This window comes from Thalassotalea coralli (assembly GCF_055786205.1).
In genome coordinates, this window is record NZ_JBVVBK010000003.1 from 310,191 (window position 1) to 332,289 (window position 22,099).

The window sequence follows — 22,099 nt, forward strand, 5'->3', positions numbered from 1 at the left end:
AGCATAGACAAAACACCACTAAATTTAAACGCTACTTAACCTCTCATTTACGTTAGTTTATCGAATGATTGTTCAACAAGGTTGACAAAAAAGCTTGCAAAAACCACAAAATGATATCATAGTGATATCACACTGATTGATATTCATGGAGAGTATTATGTTTACTGAAAAAGAAGTAAAAGCCCCTAATGGGATTGGATTTATCTTTGTTTTATTGTTTCTTCAAGCACTTAGTGGTTATGGCACGATCATGAGCATAAAAGCTAGCTCTGGTTTGATGGTTGCCCTAGGTGTATTGGTTTTCATCGTGGTATTTATTTGCTGGTTTGGTTTTTTTATGGTCAATCCAAAAGAAGCAAAAGTACTGCAGTTATTTGGTAAATATGTCGGTACAGTACACAGTCCAGGACTTCGTTGGGCAAACCCATTTTACAGTAAATCAAACGTATCTATGCGTGTTCGTAACTTTGAAAGTGGCAAGCTTAAAGTCAATGATAAATCAGGTAACCCGATAGAAATTGCTGCGGTTATCGTATGGGAAGTGGTTGATACAGCAGAAGCTATTTTCCAAGTTGATGATTACGAAGACTTCGTTTCCATTCAAAGTGAGTCTGCATTGCGTAATTTGGCCACTAGCTATGCTTATGATAATCATGAAGACGAAGAGATTTCATTGAGAAGTAGCCCAGTGGAAATCAGTGAAGCGTTGAAAAATGAAGTACAAGAACGTTTAGACAAAGCTGGTGTAAAAGTTATTGAAGCACGTATCAGTCACTTAGCTTATGCGCCGGAAATTGCCAATGCTATGCTAAGACGCCAACAAGCAATGGCAATTATCGCGGCAAGACAAAAAGTGGTAGAAGGTGCCGTTGGCATGGTAGAAATGGCGCTACATAATTTATCTGAACGTGACATTGTCGAATTAGACAGCGAACGTAAAGCCGCTATGGTCAGTAATCTACTTGTAGTATTATGTAGTGATGAAGCTGCACAACCTGTTGTTAACACTGGTAGCTTATACTAATGACAAAAGAGAGCCTTTGGCTCTCTTTTGCGTTTCTATTCAGGTTATCAACGAATTTTTGAGAGAATATCATGGCTAAAAAAGCATACCCTTTACGGATCAATGAAGAGATTCTGGGCGCTATGCAACAATGGGCTGACGATGAATTAAGAAGCTTGAATGCACAAATCGAATATGTGCTACGAGACGCGTTACGTAAATCGGGCAGGAGTAAGCCTAAACCGATAACGCCAATTATCGACCCGGTAGATGAATAGCCGCCAACTAGATGCTGAAAGCCCACTGCACACCAGTGGGTTTTTATTTTATTCGCTATCCTAGGAATAAATGACCTTATATTGATGTGTGTAATTAAATTACATTTTTAGGGTAAAAAAAAGCCGACAACTTAGTGTCGGCTCGTCAGCTATTGAGGAAAGCTAGAATCTAAAACTTTTAAAAACGTTGTCTCCAACGAATGCGAGCAGTATAGAGTAATAACTCTAGTTACACAAGTTTTTTGTAATAAAATTTCATAAAATAGCAAAGCGTGTAAACAAAAGAGAAAAAAATGGCCTCTACTTACGAAGAGGCCAAACAACCGGAAGCATTACAGTAAAGGGAACAAATACTACGCTGTGTAGTAATGCTATTTAATGAGACAGGGAATTGTTCAAAAAACTTTCAATTAAATTGAACAATTTTTGTTTAACTCTAATGCGCCTGTTGCCAGTTTTCACCTAAACCCGCTTCGGCAATTAACGGCACATCAAGCTCAACCGCTTTATTCATAATATCGACCAGCTTTTCTACTGTGCTATCAACAATGTCTTCATGAATTTCAAAGATAAGCTCATCGTGTACTTGCATCGTCATTTTGACACGAGCATCGCCTTGCTCTTCAATCCAGGCATCAACAGCTAACATAGCTTTCTTAATAATATCGGCAGCTGTACCTTGCATCGGTGCGTTTATAGCAGCGCGTTCTGCACCTTTACGACGCATCGCATTTTTAGATTTAATATCTGGTAAATACAATCGACGGCCAAATAAGGTTTCAACGTAACCTTGGCTGCTTGCCTGCTCACGCGTTTCTTCCATGTACTTTAGTACACCAGGGTAACGTTCAAAGTACTTATCCATATATTCTTGCGCTTGATTACGCATAATGCCCAGTTGCTTTGATAAGCCAAAAGCTGACATGCCATAAATTAAACCGAAATTAATCGCTTTAGCACTGCGACGTTGATCGCTGGTGACATCATCAAGGTCTACTGCAAAAATCTCTGCTGCCGTTGCTCTATGAACGTCTTTACCTTCGCTAAATGCCGCCACTAAACCGGGATCAGCTGATAAATGCGCCATAATGCGCAGTTCGATTTGCGAGTAATCAATGGCAACAACTTTGTGGTTTTCTGGAGCAATAAAGGCTTGGCGAATCTTACGACCCTCTTCGCTGCGAATTGGAATATTCTGTAAGTTAGGATCGGTTGACGATAATCGACCTGTCGCAGCAACCGTTTGATTGTAAGAAGTATGGACACGACCGGTTTTCGGCGACACCATTAACGGTAATTTGTCTGTATAAGTAGACTTTAATTTACTTAGGCCACGGTTTTCCAAAATCACTTTTGGAAGTGGGTAGTCTAACGCTAACTCCTGCAACACTTCTTCTGCTGTAGAAGGCGCACCTTTTGGCGTTTTCTTGATAACCGGAATTTTAAGGTCTTCAAATAGAATTTGTTGAAGCTGTTTAGGTGAACTTAAATTAAAGCTTTGCCCAGCAATATTATGAGCTTCTACTTCTAATTCTTGTAAACGCATACCAATGGCATGACTTTGTTCATTTAATAAGTCGCTATCTACCAATACACCATGTTGTTCCATGCGCGCTAACACGGGTAGTAATGGCATCTCTATTTCATGAAAGACCGATAGTTGACCTTTCAACTTCTCTAGTTGTGGAAAAATTGCCTGATGCAAGCGCAAGGTAATATCGGCATCTTCTGCCGCGTAATGAGCTGCTTTTTCAATATCGATTTGATTAAAGGTTAACTGCTTCTTACCTTTGCCTGCAATATCTTCAAAATGTACGGTTTTGTAGTCTAAGTATTTTTCAGCCAAAGCATCCATATTGTGGCGTGTGGCAACGCTGTTAAAACAGTATGATTCAATCATGGTGTCGAAGCCGATACCCTTTACTTCTACATCATAATGACTCAGTACGTTAGCATCGTATTTAAGATTTTGACCGACCTTTACTACCTCTGTACTTTCTAATAATGGTTTAAGTTCAGCCAAGACCCAATCGCGATCTAACTGCTCTGGCGCACCTTCATAATCATGGGTAAGTGGAATGTAGTATGCTTGACCGGCTTCTACCGCAAATGACATACCAACGAGCTCAGCTTGCATGTAGTCAATACTGGTGGTTTCCGTATCAAAGGCAAAATAATCTGCTTCGGTTAATTTGGCTTTAAGCGCTGCAAATTCTTCTTTAGTAAACACAGTGTGATATTCACACTTTTCAGGTGCAGCAACTGTTGGTGTAGTATCTTCTGAAGCGTCCGAAGCTTGTTCTTGGCTTTGCTCGCCTTTATTTAGGTCCTGCAACAATCGACGTAATTCAAATTTAGTGTACAACTCAGTCAGCTTTTCTTTATCGGCTTCCTTCGGCTGAAGCGCCTCAACAGGCTCATCAAGTTCTACATCTAACTTAATCGTGGCAAGCTCCTTAGAAAGCGGTAATTGCTCTAAGGCATTTCTTAGGTTTTCACCGATCTTACCTTTTACTTGATCAGCGGTAGCGATAACTTGCTCTAGGGTTTCGTGTTGCGTTAACCATTTTACCGCAGTTTTTGGTCCACACTTCTCAACACCAGGAATGTTATCAACCTTGTCTCCCATCAAGGCAAGATAATCAATGATCTGATCTGCGCGAACACCAAATTTTTCGATAACACCGGCTTCATCCATTTCGACATTGGTCATGGTGTTAATTAAGCGCACATGAGGATTTACCAGCTGCGCCATATCTTTATCACCCGTTGAGATTACCGTTTCAATGCCTAACTTTGAAGCCTGTTCTGACAAGGTGCCGATCACATCATCGGCCTCTACACCTTCGATTACGAGCAATGGTAAACCCATGGCTGCAATTATTTCATGAAGTGGTGCAATTTGTGTGCGCAAATCATCAGGCATTGGTGGTCGATTGGCTTTGTACTCAGGGTACATATCGTTTCTAAAGGTTTTTCCTTTCGCATCAAAAACCACAACAATATTGCCGTTAGGGTAATCTTTTTTAAGACTACGAATCATATTTAGCACGCCAGTAATAGCCCCTGTTGGTTGGCCATCTGCTGTCGACAATGCCTGAAGGTAAGGCACATGATAAGCACGAAACAAATATGATGAGCCGTCAACGAGAATTAGAGGTGAGAGAGTAGAGCTAGTCATGACACTTTAGGTTGTTATTTAAAATTTTGCTAAGGATGACATATTCAGCAAAGACACTCTAGCGTTGAATAAAAGAATTAGCGCGATTTAAATATCTTTTAAACAGCTTGTTGCAATTATGTGCGACATTGAGCAGGCTCAAGGCCAAAACGGCGACTAACACAAACTAGCGCCCTAAAAGTATATGACGAGATGTTTTCTCTTAAATGGTCTAGCTGAGCACAGCATTTGGTGAGTAAGTCGTTGTACCTTAATTTTTTACCTGATATTGAGTAACTTAGCGAAGGTCAACCTGTGGATAAGTTTGTTAAAAACATCAAAAAACCCCACAAATCCCAAAACGAAATTATGGTAAATACAAATACACAAACTATTGTTTTATATACAAAAAGGTAAGAATTAATCCTTTAAATATTGTTTTTATTATTAATTTTGGCCAATGTGGATAAATGATTAAACAGCATCCGAAAGCTGAACAAAAAAGCATCTAATTTCCTCATTGGGGGTAAAAGAGATTACCAGAATTTTCTGCCATTACCAGCGGAATATTAAAATATTTTTAAAGAAATATTAAAGGTTCAAATAACTAAAAATCATAAGCGTGATTCTGTCTTTGTTAGCGGCTATTTTTGACTTTTTACTCTAAAGTAACAATGAAAGTTTCAAATTTTACTTTCAGTAATTTGCTTCATTAAGCGTATTTTTTCCACATGGCATACGCCGCTTCAACGACAATCGCATGACGTTCAGCCAAGCGATTATGATCTTTGTCATAACCGCCACCAATAACCGTTGCCACAGGAGTATTGGCGTTAATACATTGAGCAATAACTTGCTCATCTCGCGCTTTAACACCTTGCCAGCTAATGTCTAAATGACCAAGTTCATCATGTTGCCAAACATCGGCGCCGGCGTCATATAACACTATGTCTGGCTTCTGCTCACTAATAAGCTGAGCTAAAGTATCGTTAACTACCGCCAAGTATTCTTGATCTTGCATACCAATGGGCAAACCCACGTCAAGATCACTATCGCTTTTTCGAAATGGAAAGTTTTTCTGGCAATGAATAGAGCAAGTGTAAGCGCGAGGTTCATCAGCAAGAATACTTGCCGTTCCGTCCCCTTGATGAACATCTAAATCAAATATAAGCACTTTATTCACCCGCCCTTCATCAAGCAGCTGTTTGGCCGCATAAGCAAGATCATTAACCATGCAAAAGCCTGAGCCAAAATCATAATGGGCGTGATGAGTTCCGCCAGCCAAATGGCAAGCAAGCCCCTTCTTTAACGCAGCTCTGGCAGTTAACAACGTACCATTAGGTGCTGTCATCGTACGCTCAATGAGCCCTTCACTCCAAGGCAGCCCTACACGACGCCAAACTTTAGCATCGAGTGAATCTGAAAACATTGCTTGCAAGTACGCTTTATCATGCGTTGTTGCTAAACAATCAATCGATGCTTTCTTCGGCCTTACGATGTTACTTTTTACGTAGCCATTTTTTTGTAGATATTGATACAAGCGCACGAATTTTGACATCACAAAGCGGTGATTTTCAGGGAACGGGCATGAGTAATTGTCGTGATAAATAAGCGGCAGCAAGAAAGGCTCACAGGATACAGCGAAAAATAATCGCCCTAGTCTACCCAGAGCGATTTTGATTCGCAATGCTGCTACATCCAGACATATTGAAATGGAGGGTTAGGACTTATGCTCATTATCCCCCTTTTTAGGGCGCCAGCCTGGTTGTGCAAACATATAACCAACAGCATGTGAAATCGTTGCTGCTTGTCTGACATCTTTAAAAATATTCAACCATTCACTTAGTGAAATTTTTAATGGGTTTTGCGTGTTTATCGGCACGGTTAAGCCGTATACTACCGATTCTTGCTCTTCAGCAAAGGTACCAAATAGTCGATCAAATATAATTAACACACCACCATAGTTTTTGTTTAAATATTGTCTATTCGAACCATGGTGCACTCTGTGATGCGACGGTGTATTTAACAGCCATTCTAATGGACCAAGTTTTCCGACAAGTTCCGTATGTAAAAAGACCTGATAAAACAAGCTTACCGCCAAGGTTAACATCACCAACAATGGATGAAAGCCTACAAACACAAGCGGCAAAAACACCAACACGCTACCCGAAATAAGTCCGGTAAAGCCAAGTCGAGCAGAAACGGATAAATTCATATGCTCTGAGGAGTGATGAACACTATGCGTTGCCCACATCCATCTGATTTCGTGTGCCCACCTATGGTGCCAATAATAAACCAACTCAAAGAAGAAAAAGTAAATTACACCAACAAATACGCTGTTTATTTCAATGGTAAAGAGACGATATTCATAAGCCCAAAACAATACACCCGCAGCCGCTCCATAAGTCGCTAAATCCACTAGTCGCTTAAGCACGGCAACACCGAAGTTAGCGCTAGCTTCTTGCCAAGGAAAGCTTTGTTTTTTCAGCAAGATTAACCAAATAGCCTCAAGGATAACTAACAATAATAAGCCGATGAGGAAGATAAAATTTCCAAGTTCACTAGCCATTTCCATCGTAGATTCTCACTAACGGTTTCGCATTTTTTTACGCATTTTTTCTTTGTTTTCCTGCTGAATTTTGTCCCACTCTTCCAGTTGCTCGTCAGTTAAAATGGAAGCAAGCTGCTCCCTCGTTTCTGCATTTAATTTTTCCATATCTTCTTTCATTGCCATCATCTGGCTAAAAGATGGACGCTTTTTTTCACCTTTGGCTGAGCGTGTTAGGCCATGTTGCTCTAACAAAGCGATTCGTTGTTTGCCACTTTGTTCTAGGATTGGTGCAATGTCGCTTTCTTGTTCACTAGTCAGATTAAGTCGTTGTTTGGCTTGCTCAATTCGTTCTTGATAATTTGTACCCTGATCTTTTGCTAACACTTTGATAGGCGCAGACACAAAGGTAACTAAAGCCAACATAGCGAAGCAGAACGGTAATGTAATTTTAGTCATGGTATTTCCTCACTTTTCGTTTTAACCAAAATGAATTCAGTTTTTTAAGTGAGATTAATTGTAGCGAACAGAAAGTAAGCTAACGTCATCAAGTGAAAAGTTATGTAAAGACTTAAAGCACAATAAAAACGGCAATGTTCAACTAACCATTGCCGTTTTTTGAGGTTTGGTGGCGAGCTAAAAGATTGTTTATCTTTTTAGTCTTGAAGCTCTGTAGTATCAACGTCCGATTCATCTTTAGCCTCTGTCGATTTGTCATGAGGCTTAACTAAGCGATAATGAATTCGCGCTGAAAACGGTTGCTCTGGCGTAGTTAATACAAAAGGAAAGCCATCTTGATTAGGGCTATTTGGATAATATTGCGGTTCTAAACAAATACCCTGTCTCGGCGAAAATCGCCCATCTAAGTAATCACCGGTATACACTTGCAAACCTGGGTAATTACTACTGACATGAAGTTGCAATTGCTTATCTGGGCTAATAAGAATACCTTGCCAGCCGTCTCGTTGGTTAATAACGAAGTTGTGATCTATTTTGTCTCGCTCTTCGTCCCCTAAAATGCGCGGCTTTCGAAAATCAAAACGAGTTTCCTCTACAGGTAATATATTACCCGTTGGAATGTTGCGTTCATCAACCTCTGTATAGTAGTCGGCATTTAGATTGAGTAAATGATTGGCAGCATCTTGCTCTACGCCAGCAAGATTAAAGTACGGATGCGAAGTTGGGCCGATAACGGTTGCTTTTTCCGTTGTCGCATTCATGTGAATTTGTAATTCACTATCATTTGATAGCAAGTATGTGACATTAAAAGTAACAGCGCCTGGATAGCCATTGTGGCCATCCTCTAGCGTGCAACTTAAGGCAATTGAATTTTCTTGCTGCTCAACTAAATCCCACAACATGTGACTGAGTGCATTTGGACCACCGTGGAGTTGATTGCTCCCTTCGTTGGCAGTCAGCTCGATTTCTTCACCATGAATATTGATTTTAGCCTTCGCGATTCGATTCGCATAAGGCCCAACAATTGCCCCCAAGTAGAAAGGGTCTTCTTGATAATCAGCTAACGAAGAATAGCCAAGTACTATGTTACGTTCGTCGCCAGCAACTTCGGTATACCACTGAATAATTCTCGCACCAAAGTTGGAAATACATACTTCGTCACCAACGTCATTGCTTATTAAAAATGAGCGGATATCTGTCATAATCTACATCGCTTAATGCATTGCTTTTTCAGCATTAATATCTGTTAATAACTGTATATTATTCTTTTTCGACAATAGCGCAAGATTCTCGTTCAATTATTTGTTACGGGTTGTTCAAACCTTAAAAAGCCTCGATGTTACAGTACAAATCCTCTTCTAATTATCTATTGTTTGCGATCTCTCTATTTTACTACTAATACTTAAACGGTCATTCGACGTCCTTTCATAACATGGAGAAAACAATGAAAATCCAATCTTTACTGAGTTGGTTTACCGTTAGTTTATTGCTCATTAGTAGTAGTGCATTTGCTACTGACAAACCAAATATATTGGTCATCTGGGGGGATGATATAGGGCAATCAAATATTAGTGCCTATACCATGGGCTTAATGGGGTACCGAACACCCAATATCGATCGCATTGCCAATGAAGGCATGATATTCACCGATTATTATGGCGAGCAATCTTGTACTGCTGGTCGATCATCTTATATTACAGGTCAATCAGTATATCGAACCGGCTTAAGTAAAGTTGGCTTACCCGGTGCTGATTTGGGGCTACAAATTGAAGACCCGACTATTGCTGGCTTACTTAAAGCTTATGGCTATTCGACAGGGCAATTTGGTAAAAATCATTTAGGTGACAAAGATGAACACCTTCCGACTAATCATGGGTTTGATGAGTTTTTTGGCAACCTTTACCATTTAAATGCTGAAGAAGAACCAGAAAATGAAGATTACCCTAAAAACCCAGCATTTCGTAAGAAGTATGGGCCGCGTGGCGTTATTAACTCTTTTTCAGATGGCACGATCAAAGACACTGGACCATTGACGAAAAAAAGAATGGAAATCGTTGATGATGAATCAATTGCCAAAGCTTTAAAGTTCATTGATAAAGCTCATAAAGCTAAGAAACCTTTTTACGTTTGGTGGAATGGCACGCGTATGCATTTTCGTACCCATGTTAAGCCTGAACTAAGAGGCATTTCTGGTCAGGACGAATATGGTGACGGTATGGTTGAACATGATCGCCATGTAGGCCAGTTACTTGCGAAGCTAGATGAGTTAGGTATTGCTGACAACACCATTGTTCATTATTCAACTGACAATGGCCCTCATATGAATACTTGGCCTGACGCTGCTAGCACTCCTTTCTTTGGCGAAAAGAATACAAACTGGGAAGGTGGATGGCGAGTTCCATCAATGGTGCGCTGGCCAGGAAAAATCAAAGCAGGAAGTGTTTCAAACGAAATTATGCATCACATGGACTGGCTTCCAACCTATTTAGCTGCTGCTGGTGCGCCTGACATTAAGGAGCGCCTTAAAAAAGGTGGTGTACGTTCTATTAATCGCTCTTATAAAGTACATTTAGATGGTTATAACTTTTTACCGTTTTTAACCGGTAAGACAGACAAAGGGCCTCGTAATGAAATTTTCTATTTTTCTGATACAGGTGAACTAACCGCACTGCGTTATCAAGACTGGAAAATGATATTTATGGAACAAGAGCGCCCAGATACATTACGCGCTTGGATTGAGCCTTGGACTCCTTTGCGTGTTCCACTTATTTTTAATCTGCGTCGCGATCCTTACGAGCGTGCGCACGTCACCTCAAATACCTATTACGACTGGATGATCGATAGAGTGTTCTTATTAGTACCCGCACAGCAGTATGTTGGTCAATTTTTAACGACATTCAGAGAATTCCCGCCAAGACAAAAACCTGCGAGTTTCAGCATAGATCAGGTCATGGAGAAAATGTCTGAAGGTAACTCAGGGGTAGGGAAATAGAAATGTAGGCAATTAACTCTGCCTGTTAAAACGCCGCGAATAATGCGGCGTTTTTTTTGATTACTTTATGAAAATCAATGCGCTTTCTTTTTCTTCGTTAGTTCGGTTAAGCATTTCTCATACGACATTGGCATACCGAGGTAATACCCTTGCAATCGAGAAATATTTATCTCTTCACAAATTTGTATATGGTCAATAAGCTCCACGCCCTCTGCAACTGTTGTAATTTCAAGAGAATGTAACATCTGCGCTAACCCTTTTAACATTAACTTGGCTTTATCATCTTCTAAAATTCTCTCCACTAATGATTTATCGAACTTAACAATATCGATAGGATAATTGAGTAAGTGAGATATTGACGAAAAGCCTGTGCCAAAATCATCTAATGCAATATGACAATTCATTGCCTTAATAGCTTTTAGCGTTTCTAGCGTGCCATCGTTGTTCTCGAGCAACGCAGTTTCGGTCACTTCGACTATCACTTGCGACAAAGGAATTTTGTTTAATTCAGCTTGTTCTTTGATATAAGTGGGTAAGTTCAAATCGTGAATTTGTAGTGGGGACAAATTTATCGACAAATGAATATCGGTGATCTCGATTTGTGTTCTTAACTGCGCAAACTGACGAAAAGCTTGAGTCACAATCCACCTTCCTAATGGCTCAATCAATCGCGTTTTTTCCGCCACTTGAATAAACTCTTCAGGGTTTTTCGATGTTTTAGCACTAGGCCAGCGTACCAGTGCTTCTAATCCTTGCAATTGACGAGTGTCACACTCAAAAATCGGTTGATAATGCAATTCAAATTCTTGCTCTTTAATCGCGCTTCTTAACTCGTTTTCTATGTTATAGCTTTTTAAAAATTCATTCTCTAAGCATTCTTCATATAAACACGCTTTGTTTTTCCCCGAACCTTTGGCGTGATACATGGCAATATCTGCACGTTTAATTAAATCATGAACATTGCCATCATTGGCAGAGGTTACTGTAATGCCAATACTTGCTGAGCAAGGAATATGGTGATCATCTATGAGAAACGGTTTTTCGAAGCTATCTAGAATGCGATTTGCTATTTTGAATGCACCAAAAGGCTCGCTGATACCAGTGAAAACAAAAGCGAATTCATCGCCACCTAACCGAGCAAACAGTCTGCTTTCTCTAAATCTGTGCCTGATCCTGTCGGCAAACTCTTTTAAAATTTCGTCTCCCGCACAATGACCAAGGCTATCATTAATCATCTTAAAACCATCTAGATCGAGTAGCATGACGACAATAAAGCCATTAATGCCTCTAGGGTTTGCCAGTAAAGACGAAAGCACTTGTTCAAAGTAATGCCGATTAGACAAACCCGTCAGCTGATCTTTCTCGGCCAAGGTTTTTACTTGGTGATAACTTTCTGTGAGTTTGTTTTCTAGTGCTAAGCGCCTTTGAGATTGCTTGATACAGCGCACTAAATGAGAAGAAGAGATCTCATCTTTCAACAAAAAGTCTTGCGCTCCTTCGTTAATGCAGGAAATCATTAACTCTTCATCGCGATTGTTACTGATAACCACAACGGTAGCTCTTCTGCTTGCCTCTGTGTTCTTTATTTTACTCAGCAACTCTAAACCAGTCATATACGGCATTTGGTAGTCGAGCAAAACAACATCGAAGTCTTCAGAATTTAAACAAGAAAGGCCATCCTGTGCGTTACTTACTTCGGTAATGTCAAATGAACGGCCAGAGGAATATAAAGCCTCTTTGACCAACTCTCTGTCCATTTGTTTATCGTCAACGAGTAAGACATTCATATCTTCCAAACTCCCTTTCAGTATAAACATGTGAAGGCGATTTCTTGACATATCACACCTTCAATTGCTTATATTAAGAGTAGTACATGGAGAGAAAAACAGTAGGCATAACTGACATTGTCTATTGTAACAATATAAGAAAAAAGTAACTGGCTGATTTAAAGGGAATTAAACGTGGCAGATAAAACTAAGAACAGCAATAATCGACAATTTATTGTTTCTGTGATCTTTGTTTTTATCTCTATACTCTGCGCTATAAGCGCATCCATATGGCTTTGGCAATTATCCCAACAACAAGAACAAAAGCTCATTCAAAACACCGCCGCCGCCAAATCTGAGCTTATTCGCCACCAATTTCTCAATTCACTACCAAGTATTCTAAAAGCGCTAGAGCGCATGCGAAATCGTTGGATAGCACGCCAAGGCCCGCCATTTGAAGAGTGGAAACTCGATGCGCAAAATTATGTAAATGACAATGCAGGACTGCGAGCCGTTGAATGGGTAAATACACAGTACATTGTAAAATGGGTGGTGCCACTTCGTGGCAATGAAGCCGCGGTTGATCTCAATCTAACCTTCGAAAAACACAGAAAAGAGGCTTTAGATAAAGCTCGTTTAACTAACACACACACCATATCGAAACCCATAGACCTCGTACAAGGTGGTAAAGGGTTTTTGGCTTACTTTCCGATCGTTTATGACGATAAATTCGAAGGCTTTATTCTTGGCGTTTTTGGTATCGAAGAAATGATGGAGAGTTTGTTACCCACTAAACTCACCGATAACTTCAATATTCGTGTCTATTCAAATGAAGCACTAATGTTTGAGAAAGCTCAACACAATGTCCCCTACAATGAAAAAACAGGAGCTCGTTCACATTTTATTCAATACGGTGTCGCGTGGGAGTTGTTGGTGTGGCCAAAGTCAAATACTGCCTTTGCCGAGAATTCTATTATTCCTACTGCCTCTTTAATTCTAGCTATTTCAATTTCAGCTCTGGCGGGTCTCTCGCTATTTTTTGCCTTGAGATATTCATACTCAGAGAGAAGCCTGCGTATTAAAGAAGCCGAGTATAGGGCGACTTTAAATAATGCGATTGACGGCATTATTACCATTGATACGCAAGGGGTCATTCGCACCATTAATGACGCAGTGTTAGTTATTTTTGGCTATCAGCGAGAAGAGCTTATTGGCGAGAACATTAAAATACTAATGCCTGAACCCTATCAAAGCGAACACGATGATTATCTGTTGAATTTTTTGTCGACGCGCGAAGCAAAAATCATAGGAAAAGGACGTAGGGTTGAAGGAAAACGAATGTCTGGTGAAATTTTCCCTATGGATCTTGGTGTCAGTAGTTTTCATATCAACGATCAAGAGTATTTCTGTGGTGTCATTCGCGACATAACCTTGCAATTAACGCTGGAGCAGGAGAAAGAAAAACTAATCACTGATCTCAAACGCTCGAATGAGGAACTGGATAGTTTTGCCTATATCGCTTCTCACGACTTAAAGGAGCCACTTAGAGCCATTCAAAACCACGCACAATTTCTACTAGAAGACTATACTTCTCTACTTGATGAAGAAGGTATTTATAAACTTAATCGCCTAGTTTATTTAAGTGGCCGAATGGAACAACTTATTTCAGAACTCATGTATTACTCCAGATTAGGAAGAGAAAAACATGCCTACGTTGAGGTCAATATGAATGATTTGGTATCTCAAGTTTTAAACAGGTTAAATGAAGCGATTGTTGCACAGCATGTAACTGTTACTTTAAACACTCTCCCTACTATTTACGGTGACAAAGTGCGCTTAGAAGAACTCTTCTATAACTTAATTACCAATGCCTATAAATACAACACATCAAGCAATAAACAGATTCATATCGGTTTTGATGAATACACAAAAAATGGTGCTTTCTTCGTCAAAGACAACGGTATAGGTATTCATGAACAATTTAAAACGGACGTATATCGAATATTTAAGCGACTCAATAGCAGCAAAAAGTTCGGTGAGGGTACGGGAGCTGGTTTGACGTTTGCCAAGAAAATAGTGGAACAGCATCACGGTGAAATATGGTTTGAATCTGAACTAAACAAGGGAACCTGTTTTTATTTTACTGTCAATAAGGAGCGACAATAACAATGAATGATAAATTAATTTTAATCGTCGAAGACAGCGATGATGACTTCTACGCCACCATGCGAGCCTTCAAGAAAGACGGTAATCTGAGTAATCCCATTAAACGCTGTGAAGATGGTCAAGAGGCGCTGAGCTATTTAAATCAACCTTGGGGGGCTGAACATTTAAAACCCGCCATTATCTTACTTGATCTTAATTTACCAGGAATCGACGGTCGCCAGGTTTTACAGGAAATTAAGTCAAACCCTAGATTAATCAATATACCAGTCATCGTATTAACGACTTCTAACGACACCAAAGATATTGAGTCCTGTTATGAACTAGGCGCTAACACTTATATTCAAAAACCTGTTCGTTTAGAAGCATTTTTCAATGCTATTCAAAAATTGAAAGAATACTGGTTTCAAATTGCTGTTTTACCTAAGGAAGACTAGGTAATGTTTGAACGAAGCGTATTACTGATTGATGACTCAGAAGACGATAGATATTTTTACAAACGGTTACTAAACAAAAGCGAGTCTAAATGGCACATTAGCGAAGCAAGCTGCGGAGAATCGGGTTTGGCACTTCTGCAATCGCTTTCACCCGATGCCATCTTGCTCGATTATTCATTACCTGGCTCTGATGGGGTAAGTACATTATCTGTTATTAAAGAAATGTACCCTTTTATCCCTGTCATCATGTTAACTGGGCAAGGGAACGAACGAATTGCCGTTGAATCTTTAAAACAGGGCGCATCAGACTATCTAATTAAAGGCGATTTAACTGCATTCTCGTTGGAGAAAGCTGTTGATAGCGCCATCAACTCAGCGAGCCTCGAGCAAAGAATAGCGACACAAAAGCATGAATTAGAACAATTTGCCCGGGTACTCGCTCACGATCTAAAGCAACCAGCCAATGCGATTCGCTCGATGGCTGACATCTTAATAAAGAAATACCAAACTGAACTTCCACAAGACGCGCAGCTAAAAGTTAAGTTAATGCGAGATACCGCGACACAAATGAGCGAACTCATTAAAGCACTGGTTGCTTACACTAAGCTCGAATTGATTCTTCCCGTATTTGAATCAACTGACGTGCAAAAGTGCATCGCTATTGTCCAAGCAACCTTAAACAATAAAATTGAACAAAAAAATGCGCAGATTTCTGTAGAGTCCATGCCTGTCATCCATGCAATTCCGAGCTTTGTTATTCAGCTATTTCAAATACTGATCGATAACGCCATGACCTATTGCGAACAGGCACCAGTTATTACTATTACCGCCAAGTCCTTCGAAGGTTATTGGCAATTTTGCGTTAAAGACAATGGCATTGGCATTCCTGACAAAGAACAACACCGAGTGTTTGATCCTTTAGTAAGATTGCATTCCAATGACACCATTAAAGGAACGGGGCTTGGCCTTTCGACAGCAAAAAGAATCGTGGAAAAACACCGAGGTTCAATCCAGTGCTTTTCCAATGAAAAAGAAGGGGTAAGTTTTAAGTTTTCCATCACAAAAGTAGCGATTCCTGATCCTGCAAATGAATGAGCAAGAATTCCCCCTAATTTAGTAACCGATGCACACCTAAACCTTAAAGCCCGCAACAGTACGTTCAACTTTCTCCATAGAAGAAATAGCAGCAAGGCTATTGTCTTGCAGCTGAATACTGCCTTGTGCGGTATTATCTGCAATAGAAACAATGCTTCGCAACGATTCATTCATATGAGTAATAGCACAGTCTTGCTGTTGTGTGTGATCGACAACCAGTTGGTTAGTTTCACGAATTTGGCTAGCGCTTGCCAAGATCTGCTCAAGGGCATTACTGAGCTCATGATTATTATCAGCACACGATCTTGCGCCTGCTTGTCCTTTATCCATGAGTTCTTTAGCGTCTACTGCTTGTTGCTGCACTTGGGTAATGGTGGCTTGAATGTTTAGCGTCGACTCTTGTGTTTTCATCGCTAAGCTTCTCACTTCGTCAGCAACAACTGAAAAGCCTCGACCCGCTTCACCCGCTCGAGCCGCCTCGATGGCAGCGTTAAGGGCAAGAAGATTCGTTTGCTCGGTAATAGATTCGATCACGTCTAATACTGAGCCGATTTCATTACATGATTGACTCAGCTCATTGATTGCGTGGCTGGTTTGATCTATCAGCGTATTTAAGTGGGTCATTTCATCAAAACTGGTACGAACCAATTCAACGCCACTTTGGGTGTCATCATAAATACTATTTGCTTGGCCTTCTGCTTGATTAGTTGATTCATTCACAGATGCCACAGATAAAACCACTTGCTCCATTGCTGAGCTAATACTTTCAATTTCAGTTTTTTGCTGCGCAGTGCCTTTCTGTGTTTGTTCAGAAATTTCCGAAAATTGAGCGATATGAGCGGTAGATTCATTCACAGAACCAGCAATTTCGTCAACGGTATGATGCACCTTTTCAATAAACTGATTGAACTCATTAGACAGCTGACCAATTTCATCGTTTCTGCTCACATCTAATCGACGCGTTAAGTCACCATCGCCACGAGATAATTCAACAACAGCCTCTTTTAATCCTTTAACGGGTTTTAGCAAATTCGAGGTTAAGAAAAATACAGCGACGATCGAACCAATGGCGATAATAGCGAGTAGACTAAAAACTGCCGCCATTTGTTTTTGAATATCAGCGGTGACTTCTTCAGCCATACGACGTGCTGTATCTCGAGTATTTTGCGCTAACGTCACCAACTGATGCTGAATATCGTCACCTTGTCGTTTAAGAATGCGCAAATCAACCAGGTTATTCTTAGAACTTCCTGTCAAGTGAGCACTTACTTTTGAAAACCAATCTAAACCGTTTTCCATAATAGCCGTCGTTTGTTCTGTTGCATCACTGGTGAGTTTGTTATTTTTCGCAGACTGAATTTGTTGCTCAAAATTTTGTTCAAACTCCGCAAACTGTTGAGAAACCTGACTACTGTCTTGTGGGTAAGTAAAAGCTAACACTTCATCGGCAAAATTAGTCGCCATGCGAAACGTTTCTGCGGCGGCTCTACTGTCATTTACCGCTTCTAAAGGCTGATTGAAAGCGTATATAGTTTGCTCACCTTGCGCTTTTAAAGCAAAGGTAAGATATAAACTGACTGCAGAAAACACACTCACTAAAAGAATGAAGCTAAACAGCAACTTTTGCTTAATGGTCATCGTCATTTCTCCTAGTAAGGTAAGGTCGGTAAACTTACCGCAGTATCTTTACCGGTAAGAGTTAACAAGAATGCTTCAAGATCACGAATTTCCTGACTATTCAAAGGCACAGGATTAATCAGAGGTGATAAACTTTTTCGTTGAATGCCACCACCAACATAGTGAACAATAACTTGAGTCAATGTCTCCATAGAGCCGTCATGCATGTAGGGTGCACGTTGCTTTATGTTGCGTAAGCTCGGCGTTTTAAAGGCAAAATCATCACGAGAATTTCCCGTACGTGCCGCTAGGCCCTTATCTGGGCTATTCAAGCCGATATCGTGAAACTTATGATCGGTAAAGTTCCAACCTGAATGACAAGTAGAGCATTGCGCCTTACCGTTAAATAAATCAAACCCTCTCTTAGCGGATGCTGAAATAGCAGACTCGTCACCCTCAACCCACAAATCAAAAGGTGCTTGACCAGATACTACCGTACGTTCAAAAGTAGCAATTGCTTTAGTAATATTGTCTGCGTTTATGCCCGAATCGCCGAACACTCGACGGAACCATTTTTGGTAGCTTTCAACTTGCTTTAACCTAGTAACGGCTTCGCCTATTGGCAGATTCATTTCCACGTTACTTTCAATAGGCCCTTTTGCTTGCTCTTCTAACGTTGCTGCGCGCCCATCCCAAAAGAACGACTTGCCCCATGCTTGATTAAGAATGGTAGGAGAATGGCGATCTAAGGCTGAGTTTTGTGCACCAACCGACGTTTTTGTTGCATCTTCCCAACCAAAGCTTGGATTATGGCAAGTTGCACAAGTCATATTGCGATTTTTACTTAAACGCGGGTCAAAAAACAACATCTTACCTAATGCCGCTTTTTCCACTGTATAGGGGTTATCAGCGGGAAAAGGGATAGAAGCTGGCCTCTGATAATTTGACTTCAAAGACGAAGCATACCCTTCACTCAGTGAAAGACTTAAGCCCACTATCAGGCAAAATTTCAATATTATAGTTAATCGCATAGATACCACTTAATTCTCTGCTAGATTGATTTGAAATGAATAAGCGCGTCTGAATAAGACAGGAAGAGTAAGAGTTCTATTTCAAAGAAAGCCTAAATCAAGGCAAGTTTTAGTTTTTGAGCGTAATCATTCAGCGCTAACTACAGAAAATTATTAAAATATTTCTAAAATTTTACTCTTTTTCATATTAACTTAACGCTTTATGACTATAATTGTTAATTGTTTGTTGAGTTTTCGGAAATAGAAACCTTTCAAAGTTCACATAACTCTCGGTTTTTTCTCACCTTTTACCGTAGTAATTTATTTCGGTTTAAGAATCTGCACGGAATGCATAGGTATTTAAGCTCGTTTTATTGGTTTATTCCTTTGAGGATCGCATGTTAAGTAAATTAAAAATTTCTCATAAAGTCTATTGTTTAGGCTTAATACAGCTTAGTTTAATGCTAATTACTGGCCTATACGCGTCTATCCAGATGAATAATATAGGTCAAGAATTGGTGGCTATTGCAGAAGCCGATATACCATCAACAGGCAAAATAACGGAAATAACTGAGTTACAGCTACAACAGGCCATACTTTTTGAAAAAGCGTTGTTCAAGGCTGCATTGGCTGAATTAAAAGGCGATACAGCCAAAGCAGAATTCAATCAATTAAATTCGGCTGTTACTGACAAAACGAAAAAAATAACGCAGCATTTTAACGACACTAAACGCTTTATTGGCGATATCACCAATAAAATTTCAGATCCAGCAACCAAAGAAAAATTGCTTGAAAACCTTAGACTACTAACAAACATTGAACGTAACTATCTCGGCCTCAGCGATGAAATGGATAGCGCATTATCCAAAGTAAATACTCAATCTGTCAGCGCTATTTCAGACGAAATTTCTAGAGTTGAAGCTCATGAAAAAGAAATTGAATCGGACTTAATTAAACTCCTTTCAGAAATTCACAATTTCACACTGGATTCCGCATTAAAAGCAGAAGAACACGAACTTGATGCTACCAAAACTATCATGTATTTGTTTATTATTGCGGTATTAATAGGTGCGATTTTACCGCTAATAATCGCAAGAGCTATTACTCAACCAATAGTGAAGCTTCAGCAAGGTTTAGAGCAAGCTTCACAAGGTGACGGCGACTTAACATTTAGGCTTGATGACAAGAATCGCGACGAAACGGGCGATGCAGCAAGGGCTTTTAACCATTATCTTTCAACACAACAAAGCCTGATCAAGAGCATTATCGATCAAGGAAATCAATTATCTGAATCTTCTAAATCTGCGAGTATCGCGGTGCATGAAACGGTAGATAACTTTAAAACTCAGCAAGCAGAAACCGACACTGTTGCTAGCGCCATAGAACAACTCAGCATAGCCACTAAAGAAATTAGCCAAAATGCGCAGCAAGCATCAACGTTTACCGATAACGTAAAATCCAAAGTTACTGACGGTACCCAAGGTGCATTAGCAACAAAAGACGATATTTCTCAACTTACTCAACAGATTCACGATGCATCGAAAGTTATTGAAAGCTTAGTCATTGAAACAAACAGTATTGATTCTGTGTTAGAAACCATTCAAAGCATTGCAGAACAAACTAATTTACTTGCTTTAAACGCCGCAATTGAGGCGGCTCGTGCCGGTGAAAGTGGCCGAGGGTTTGCCGTTGTAGCCGATGAAGTCAGATCATTAGCACAGCGTACACAAACCTCAACTGTCGATATTCAAGAGTTGGTTCACAGGTTACAAGCTGAAGCTAAAAATGCCGTGAACACTATGGATAAAGGGAAAGACTTAGCATCAACCTGCTTAGAGAAAAGCTTAGAAACTGCCAATTTGTTTGAGCAAGCAAACGATGCTGCAAACAGTATTACCGAGTTAACCATCCAAATAGCAGCATCGGTAGAAGAACAATCGGTTATGGCACAAGAAGTGGCGCAAAACGTCATTAATATTTCTGATATTTCCGACAACTCAGCACAATTGGCAACATCTACTTCTAAACTAAACAACGATATTGAGCACGAATCTCAAGAGTTAATCGATAAATTGAATCGATTCAAAATTTAATGACAATCCCTTGTAAGCAAAACGAAGTCATGTAAGTGACTTCGTTTCTTTTTGAGTACAAAGAATTATCTTCTTAAGAATTCGCGATTAGGCCCCGCTGACGGTGGCCCTGAAATAGCTTCAAGAAATGCTACAAGCGCATCAATTTCTTGTTGATTAAGGGCTAAAGGCTTCAATAACTCAGACGTATGAGGCGACATAGGGTCTTCCTCTTTCTTGATATATTTTGCTCCTCCAGCATTGTAGAAATTCAATATACCGCGCATTTCGGAAAATAGACCGTTATGCATCCACGGCTTACTGTTCATTACCCCTCTTAAACTAGGCGTTTTAAACTTACCAACATCGTCGGTATTTTTCGTTACATTGTATTGGCCTAAGTCTTCATATTCTCGTTGATAGTAGGTCAACCCAATATTGTGAAATTTGTTATCGGAAAAGGTGGGGCCATGATGACAATTCATACATCCCGCTTTGGTTCGAAACAGGTGCATGCCCGTTATCGCTTTATCCGACATGGCATTGGCGTAAATCCGTTTAAACCGCTCATCTTTTTGCTCAGATGCCAGTAAAAACCTGTCAAAAGCACTCAGTCTAGAAGTAATTGTGCGCTGATAGGTTGCTAGTGCCATAGCGATACGTTTAGGTGTTATTGTTTCATCACCAAAAGCCTTTTTGAACGCCTCGCGATAAGCTGCACTGTTACCCAACCTCTTCACCAATTCAGGAAGCGTAAAGTTCATTTCTAGCGGGTCTTGAATGGGCATTAACGCCTGTTGCTCAAGCGTTTTCGCTCTGCCATCCCAAAAGAAATGTGTGCTAAAGGCAATATTTTCAATGGTGGGGGCATTTCTCTTACCACGCTGTCGATCATGACCAAAAGATGTACGTCTACCATCACCCCAGCCTAACTCAGGTTCGTGACAAGAAGCACAAGCAATTTGCTTGGTTCGAGACAAATTACCATCGTGAAATAGCTTCTCACCTAAATCGAGTTTTTCAAAACTAAAAGGATTATTTGTTGGAAATTCAACTGAATCCAACAAGCCAATTTCTCTTACCTCGATATCTTTTTCGAAGTTAGCTTTAGGCCACTTATCTTGAGGTTGGCTGTATATTTTGCGAAGTTCAGCAGCGCTTTGGGCACTGCTGTGACAACTTATAAAAAATAGCGATAGAATAATCGCAAATGAACAGTGTACTAGCTGTTTCATTTGTACAAACAAAGCCTAACCAGCAATAATGGTTAAGGTTTCTTGCGTAGAATCCATTAGTACCATTTTCTTTGCTTCTTCTAATTGTTTTTCAGACTTTATTGGTAAGCAAATTGACGATTTGTCTTCTCTAGCAGCCATCAAAGGCGCAGAGTAATAATTTGCTTCTTTTATAAAATCATCGGCGTGAATGTCTTTTTTTGCGTCATAACACAATTGGCCTAGGCCAATAGATGCTGCTAAAACTATACTCATGTTTATCTC

Annotated in this window: 17 protein-coding genes; 7 read left to right on the forward strand and 10 right to left on the reverse strand. The window is 40.0% G+C overall.

Going from position 1 to position 22,099, the window contains the following annotated elements; translation table 11 throughout:
- Positions 1-157: 157 nt before the first annotated feature.
- Together ACOB80_RS09620 and ACOB80_RS09625 are read left to right on the forward strand one after the other, a co-directional pair.
- Positions 158-1,024: an SPFH domain-containing protein gene (locus tag ACOB80_RS09620; protein ID WP_473165608.1), complete on the forward strand. Its 867-nt coding sequence runs from the start codon at positions 158-160 to the stop codon at positions 1,022-1,024.
- A gap of 71 nt (positions 1,025-1,095) precedes the next feature.
- Positions 1,096-1,281 (forward strand): type II toxin-antitoxin system antitoxin, encoded by a 186-nt coding sequence (locus ACOB80_RS09625; RefSeq protein ID WP_473165609.1) that lies wholly within the window; start codon positions 1,096-1,098, stop codon positions 1,279-1,281.
- Between the two features lie 436 nt (positions 1,282-1,717).
- Here ACOB80_RS09625 and polA read toward each other — a convergent pair whose 3' ends face one another.
- The 5 genes from polA to ACOB80_RS09650 form a co-directional block, all read right to left on the reverse strand.
- Positions 1,718-4,462: a DNA polymerase I gene (gene polA / locus ACOB80_RS09630; protein WP_473165610.1), complete on the reverse strand. Its 2,745-nt coding sequence runs from the start codon at positions 4,460-4,462 to the stop codon at positions 1,718-1,720.
- Positions 4,463-5,153: 691 nt separating this feature from the next.
- Positions 5,154-5,999, reverse strand: a complete 846-nt coding sequence (locus ACOB80_RS09635; protein ID WP_473165871.1) for a histone deacetylase family protein — start codon at positions 5,997-5,999, stop codon at positions 5,154-5,156.
- Between the two features lie 162 nt (positions 6,000-6,161).
- Complete coding sequence (locus ACOB80_RS09640) at positions 6,162-7,016, reverse strand: sterol desaturase family protein (protein ID WP_473165611.1); 855 nt, start codon at positions 7,014-7,016, stop codon at positions 6,162-6,164.
- Between the two features lie 12 nt (positions 7,017-7,028).
- Positions 7,029-7,448, reverse strand: coding sequence for a hypothetical protein (locus ACOB80_RS09645; RefSeq protein ID WP_473165612.1), 420 nt, complete (start codon positions 7,446-7,448; stop codon positions 7,029-7,031).
- A 197-nt stretch (positions 7,449-7,645) separates the two neighbouring features.
- A complete protein-coding gene (locus tag ACOB80_RS09650; protein WP_473165613.1) occupies positions 7,646-8,650 on the reverse strand; it encodes an aldose epimerase family protein in 1,005 nt (334 codons plus the stop codon).
- Positions 8,651-8,892: 242 nt separating this feature from the next.
- On the opposite strand from ACOB80_RS09650, the gene ACOB80_RS09655 reads away from it, so the two are divergent.
- Positions 8,893-10,440 carry an arylsulfatase gene (locus tag ACOB80_RS09655; protein WP_473165614.1) on the forward strand — a complete coding sequence of 516 codons (1,548 nt, stop codon included), beginning with the start codon at positions 8,893-8,895 and terminating at the stop codon, positions 10,438-10,440.
- 74 nt (positions 10,441-10,514) lie between these two features.
- Here ACOB80_RS09655 and ACOB80_RS09660 read toward each other — a convergent pair whose 3' ends face one another.
- The gene (locus ACOB80_RS09660; RefSeq protein WP_473165615.1) at positions 10,515-12,278 is read right to left on the reverse strand and encodes a putative bifunctional diguanylate cyclase/phosphodiesterase; all 1,764 of its coding nucleotides are present in this window, start codon (positions 12,276-12,278) and stop codon (positions 10,515-10,517) included.
- 123 nt (positions 12,279-12,401) lie between these two features.
- On the opposite strand from ACOB80_RS09660, the gene ACOB80_RS09665 reads away from it, so the two are divergent.
- Genes ACOB80_RS09665 through ACOB80_RS09675 form a run of 3 tightly spaced genes read left to right on the forward strand, consistent with a single transcriptional unit; the run spans position 12,402 to position 15,901 of the window.
- Positions 12,402-14,372, forward strand: a complete 1,971-nt coding sequence (locus ACOB80_RS09665; protein ID WP_473165616.1) for a PAS domain S-box protein — start codon at positions 12,402-12,404, stop codon at positions 14,370-14,372.
- A gap of 2 nt (positions 14,373-14,374) precedes the next feature.
- Entirely contained in the window at positions 14,375-14,806 is a 432-nt protein-coding gene (locus ACOB80_RS09670) for a response regulator (RefSeq protein WP_473165617.1), read from the forward strand.
- A gap of 3 nt (positions 14,807-14,809) precedes the next feature.
- Positions 14,810-15,901, forward strand: coding sequence for an ATP-binding protein (locus ACOB80_RS09675; protein WP_473165618.1), 1,092 nt, complete (start codon positions 14,810-14,812; stop codon positions 15,899-15,901).
- A 36-nt stretch (positions 15,902-15,937) separates the two neighbouring features.
- Here the strand turns inward: ACOB80_RS09675 and ACOB80_RS09680 are convergent, their stop codons facing one another.
- Both ACOB80_RS09680 and ACOB80_RS09685 read right to left on the reverse strand, forming a co-directional pair.
- On the reverse strand, positions 15,938-17,539 hold the full coding sequence (locus ACOB80_RS09680) for a methyl-accepting chemotaxis protein (protein WP_473165619.1): 1,602 nt from the start codon (positions 17,537-17,539) through the stop codon (positions 15,938-15,940).
- Between the two features lie 11 nt (positions 17,540-17,550).
- Positions 17,551-18,471: a cytochrome-c peroxidase gene (locus tag ACOB80_RS09685; RefSeq protein ID WP_473165620.1), complete on the reverse strand. Its 921-nt coding sequence runs from the start codon at positions 18,469-18,471 to the stop codon at positions 17,551-17,553.
- A 455-nt stretch (positions 18,472-18,926) separates the two neighbouring features.
- On the opposite strand from ACOB80_RS09685, the gene ACOB80_RS09690 reads away from it, so the two are divergent.
- The gene (locus tag ACOB80_RS09690; RefSeq protein WP_473165621.1) at positions 18,927-20,621 is read left to right on the forward strand and encodes a methyl-accepting chemotaxis protein; all 1,695 of its coding nucleotides are present in this window, start codon (positions 18,927-18,929) and stop codon (positions 20,619-20,621) included.
- 65 nt (positions 20,622-20,686) lie between these two features.
- Here ACOB80_RS09690 and ACOB80_RS09695 read toward each other — a convergent pair whose 3' ends face one another.
- A complete protein-coding gene (locus tag ACOB80_RS09695) occupies positions 20,687-21,835 on the reverse strand; it encodes a cytochrome-c peroxidase (protein ID WP_473165622.1) in 1,149 nt (382 codons plus the stop codon).
- Between the two features lie 15 nt (positions 21,836-21,850).
- The gene (locus ACOB80_RS09700) at positions 21,851-22,090 is read right to left on the reverse strand and encodes a hypothetical protein (RefSeq protein WP_473165623.1); all 240 of its coding nucleotides are present in this window, start codon (positions 22,088-22,090) and stop codon (positions 21,851-21,853) included.
- Between the last annotated feature and the right edge of the window lie 9 nt (positions 22,091-22,099).

Excerpts from the sequence above, each read along its gene's own strand:
- ACOB80_RS09620 (WP_473165608.1), top strand. The coding sequence starts at position 158 with ATGTTTACTGAAAAAGAAGTAAAAGCCCCTAATGGGATTGGATTTATC.
- ACOB80_RS09625 (WP_473165609.1), top strand. The coding sequence starts at position 1,096 with ATGGCTAAAAAAGCATACCCTTTACGGATCAATGAAGAGATTCTGGGC.
- polA (WP_473165610.1), bottom strand. The coding sequence starts at position 4,462 with ATGACTAGCTCTACTCTCTCACCTCTAATTCTCGTTGACGGCTCATCA.
- ACOB80_RS09635 (WP_473165871.1), bottom strand. The coding sequence starts at position 5,999 with ATGTCAAAATTCGTGCGCTTGTATCAATATCTACAAAAAAATGGCTAC.
- ACOB80_RS09640 (WP_473165611.1), bottom strand. The coding sequence starts at position 7,016 with ATGGAAATGGCTAGTGAACTTGGAAATTTTATCTTCCTCATCGGCTTA.
- ACOB80_RS09645 (WP_473165612.1), bottom strand. The coding sequence starts at position 7,448 with ATGACTAAAATTACATTACCGTTCTGCTTCGCTATGTTGGCTTTAGTT.
- ACOB80_RS09650 (WP_473165613.1), bottom strand. The coding sequence starts at position 8,650 with ATGACAGATATCCGCTCATTTTTAATAAGCAATGACGTTGGTGACGAA.
- ACOB80_RS09655 (WP_473165614.1), top strand. The coding sequence starts at position 8,893 with ATGAAAATCCAATCTTTACTGAGTTGGTTTACCGTTAGTTTATTGCTC.
- ACOB80_RS09660 (WP_473165615.1), bottom strand. The coding sequence starts at position 12,278 with ATGTCAAGAAATCGCCTTCACATGTTTATACTGAAAGGGAGTTTGGAA.
- ACOB80_RS09670 (WP_473165617.1), top strand. The coding sequence starts at position 14,375 with ATGAATGATAAATTAATTTTAATCGTCGAAGACAGCGATGATGACTTC.
- ACOB80_RS09675 (WP_473165618.1), top strand. The coding sequence starts at position 14,810 with ATGTTTGAACGAAGCGTATTACTGATTGATGACTCAGAAGACGATAGA.
- ACOB80_RS09680 (WP_473165619.1), bottom strand. The coding sequence starts at position 17,539 with ATGACCATTAAGCAAAAGTTGCTGTTTAGCTTCATTCTTTTAGTGAGT.
- ACOB80_RS09690 (WP_473165621.1), top strand. The coding sequence starts at position 18,927 with ATGTTAAGTAAATTAAAAATTTCTCATAAAGTCTATTGTTTAGGCTTA.
- ACOB80_RS09695 (WP_473165622.1), bottom strand. The coding sequence starts at position 21,835 with ATGAAACAGCTAGTACACTGTTCATTTGCGATTATTCTATCGCTATTT.
- ACOB80_RS09700 (WP_473165623.1), bottom strand. The coding sequence starts at position 22,090 with ATGAGTATAGTTTTAGCAGCATCTATTGGCCTAGGCCAATTGTGTTAT.